We start from the raw sequence: 3955 nt of genomic DNA, 5'->3' as shown, positions 1-3955 counted from the left end.
GAATATCCTCTTCTGGCCGGCAAAATTCGCAATATTCAAGGCCTCGAAATGAAAACCTTTGGAGTCAGTATTGTGGGTGGAGATTTTGCGGAGCAAGCATTCCAGGACGTCTTCTTTCAACGTGACTTGAGGGAATCCGGGTATGTTGTGGTCGAGGAATTTGGAAGCCCTTCCCAGATGGTGCCGGACCTGACATTTCCCGTCGCATGGGCGGCGCGAAAGGCCAATTAGAATCCCTATATGGAACCTACATTTGATGAGCAAGAACATGGCTATCGCAGCGGACACGAATTGCTGCACGCGACGATAAAACTCGGGCGGGAGGATCAGGAGACAGTCGACAGACTTTCGGATATTGCGGGATCACTCAGGCCTGGGGAAAAATTTGCCCCGTATGTGACCGCATACCCTTTGCCTTCGCGCTCGCACTACGTAGTCGCCCGAACTTGGCAGGATATCGAAGCACCTCGAGCCGGGTGCGTCCTCACAAAGAGCCTTTTTATCTCCATGGAAGTCTGGGAGCAGACAAGAGCTATCCCACAAATTGTTAGCCAACTTGATCAAGTGCACTTCGCTGGTGTGCCTAGCCCCTTTGCAGCGGAGCATGTGCGCCCACGACCGATCGAAGATAGCAGACGGATCGAATTGGCGGAGGCGTTGTTTCTGGAAGAGCGCCAACCGATCGTAGTTTTCGACAGTAAAGAAGCCGAAGATATAACATTGAGATTGCTTTCGGTATTCTGGCCGAATTTACGGCGGAATTTTGCAGTCTGCACGTTTACGCTTGCACCCAGACGCATAGAGAATCGATGGTTCGACTTGTTGTTTGCGCCTAGTTCGGCACGGGGACGCTTTGGAGCTTGGTCAGGCAGAAAGATCTTACCCGGGAACGTCGTCACTGCGAGGCACCGATGGTCGGCGGCAATTGCGTCGCAAATCTTTGAAGCTGACCTTCCATCGCTTCAAAGCAATGATGGCCTAGGTGTTCTCCTAAGTGACCCCGATGCTGACGAGGGGGTCTTGCGTCTATCACTGCTGTGGAAGGAGCTAGCTAGTAAAGTAGCTGAAACGCCGTCGGCTGTCCTGGGCATGCTCGATATCGTAAATTCTCAGCCAAAGAAAATTGATGATCTTGTTCAGAAGATTACTCCCGTTCTAGACCGTGCGATCCTCCAGACCGCAACGTCGGACAGCGTGCCCGAAGCGTGGTCGTTCCTCGCGACGCTGTTTGGGAAATTTCAGGGACGTCCGTTGCCGCAGGAGATTGCCGTCCCTGTTGAAGACGCAGCACGACTGCTCACGCATCGCGATCCGGTCCTGACAATAGAAGCGGTATCCAGCCAAGTCTTGCGTCATCATGTGCAGCCGCGCGAGGTCTATAGTGGCGTCGGGACAGCGCTTACGGAAGTCCATCCATCCGAGCCCTTGCTTAACGCTATCTTACACGCTGCCCACGATGCGATAATCGGCTTGCTGAGTACTGCGCCCGCCGGCAGCCGCGCTATTGTGAGAATGGCGGATGAGTTTAAGGCACTCCCGGCGCTCGCCAAGGCGATGTCGGGCGTCGACGCCGAGATGGCCGCTCAGTTGAGAAGCAATATCGTGCCTCTCATTCGCCACGAGACCGAGGCCGTTTTGCTTCCTCCCATTCTAGTTGGCATTACAAATGAGGATTTAGCGTCGCTTGCCCGGAGAGTCTTTGAACAAGCTGGTTTCGTGGGCGCGGCTCTCGGTGATGCCATTTTGCGAGCTGCGAGATCGTCCGATGCATTGTCCAGGCTTAGAAATGTTGTCGCCGATCAATTTCGAGGTGCTGCGGCCGATGCATTTCTTGTCCGCACCCTGAGTGTGAATATGGAATCGGTCTCCTGGCTGGAAAGCCAGGTTGCTCCAGATAGAGCGCGTAGCTTACTCCGATCTTTAATCGACAGAACAAACGACCAGGCGTTAATGGCCGGTCAGCGGGAGCGCGCTGTCCTGCACGGTATGATGAACTTGCTTATTGGTGATGTACCAAGTTCGGCGCAGCAGATCGCGCGTTTGCTAGAAGTTGGCCAAGTGTCATCTCGCGATGTGTTTGAGATAGGCGTTCAACTATTGCCTCATTTGAACGGGCAAGAGAATGCACGGCTGATAACGCTAGTAGCGGAGGAGGCGTTCTCTCATGTAGCCTTCGATGATCCGCGCGTTGAAGACGTCGCAAGTTGGTGTGCGCGGGCCATTGGAATTGTGCCGCTTATTCGGTTTGCAGCATTACGCAGTGCATCGAGTAAGCGAGTGGGGGCCAATGTTCGGATTCTCGACCTCCTTGAAGATCCCTTTCGGTTAGATGTCTTGGACCACATCGACGATCTAAGTGAAAGATTAGTGTCCCATGGTTTACGTGGCGCTGGAGCTAGCGCCTATAAGGCCTGGGGACGCATGTTGGAGGATGCCAGCCGACTAAATAGACAATCCTTTCTTCGAGCAGCGGCTCCGACGCTTGCTTTCGCGCTGCGACAGACTTCCGAGCCCGCATCCCCACTCGTCGTCGCGACCTTTCCAGTCATATATGCTCAGCTTTTGCGGTCTAACGATGAGGGGCCGTCGCTTCCAATGATAGTGCTTGCGCCGTTGAGCATTTTTGTTGATTGGGACAAGGCGAAGGCCGGTCGTAAAGATCTAATCGCCGCGTTTATGCGTTCGATTTGGCCACCCTCAGATTTGTTGAGGGCTGCAGATAAGGCGGGTATCGCTAAGAAGGTCCTCCAGCGCATTCGTCGGTCTCACGATGGAGAGAAATATTTGGGCCAGCTTCAGGATGATGTTGCGCAAATGCCCGATTCGCAGGGGGGGAAAGAATTGCGGGCATTGTTAAGGGTGGTTCAGAGCGGCGAGGATGATGAGTGGGACTGAGCTCGCCGCCGCCATCGAATTGCTCGGTTGCAACCCACAGCTAAATTTGCGGCGCTTCATGCCTTCAAATGGTGAGGCTGCATTTAGGCGATGCACCTAGTCGATGGGCCGCGTAGTTGCAACACGGCTATAACACCATGATCGCGCATGACGAGCGCAGGTTACCAGCTAGTAGCTGGCAAGTGTGCATGATTATCTCTTCGTCTGTAGGCGCAGACGAAGTGTTCACCTGTTAACAATATCCGCCATATTGTTCATATCGTGCACAAGTAGCACCCCCGGCTATTAGTGTGATCAAACGGGGCTGCAGCGCGGAAGTCACTGGCCATCCAGGCGCGCTGTGCCGAGGGCAGACAGAAAAGAGGCTCCACTATGGAGCCTCAGAATCTGTAATCTTTTTTTGGCGAAAGAGCTGACGTCTGCTCGCCTTCTTCTGCTCATCGTCCGGTCTGGTCGCGAGATACGCCAGTTCGTCGAACGCTTCCTGTGCTTTGCTCCCTGCGGCGAAAATCGCTTTGGTGTCGCGGTTCAGCACCTTGAGCCAGGTAGACACATAAGCAGCATGATCCGGGCGCGGTTCGCTGCTGATTCCAAAGGCGGCGCACAGGAAGGCTGCTCCGAGCTCCGCCACCAGCTCTTCCATGGCATACGCCTCGTCTCCGAACCGCCTGCCGAACTGGCGGTTGAGCCGGTGCGGCGCGCCAACCCAGTGCGTGAGTTCGTGCAGGAGAACGGCGTAATAGTTCGCTTGCGCCGAACCGGTGTCTGAGGACAGGAAGTGCTCGCGGTCCGGCATTTCGATGACGTCGTCCCTTGGGCGATAGCACGCGCGGGATGAGCCGTGCATGACGTCGGCTTTCAGCGCCTCGACAAAGGCCTCGACTTCGGCGATCCGCTGAAACTCCGCCAATGGCGGCGGCTCGTCGCTTGTGAACGCGTCTACTTGCGCTGCGTTGAAGACGCGCGAGCTTCTTGCCACGAACCGCAAGTCTGATGTTCTGTCGTGATCCTCCGGGTCGGCGGCCTTGGCTTCCAATCGTTTGTAGAAGACGACCGTGCA

The 3955-nt window shown here is 55.2% G+C and carries 3 protein-coding genes; 2 read left to right on the top strand and 1 reads right to left on the bottom strand.

Translation table 11 applies throughout. From position 1 onward, the window contains the following. Positions 1-231 (top strand): hypothetical protein (locus JOY90_RS35495; RefSeq protein WP_291695746.1); only part of this gene is annotated, 231 nt, incomplete at its 5' end. A gap of 9 nt (positions 232-240) precedes the next feature. Then, a complete protein-coding gene (locus JOY90_RS35490; RefSeq protein WP_291695745.1) occupies positions 241-2895 on the top strand; it encodes a hypothetical protein in 2655 nt (884 codons plus the stop codon). A gap of 370 nt (positions 2896-3265) precedes the next feature. On the opposite strand, the gene JOY90_RS35485 is transcribed toward JOY90_RS35490, so the two are convergent. Next, the coding region (locus JOY90_RS35485; RefSeq protein WP_291695744.1) for a zincin-like metallopeptidase domain-containing protein at positions 3266-3955 on the bottom strand (690 nt) is incomplete at its 5' end.

The sequence above is a fragment of the Bradyrhizobium sp. genome (assembly GCF_019242285.1).
Classification (GTDB): Bacteria; Pseudomonadota; Alphaproteobacteria; order Rhizobiales; family Xanthobacteraceae; genus Bradyrhizobium.
This window is presented reverse-complemented; position numbering and strand designations above follow the sequence as displayed.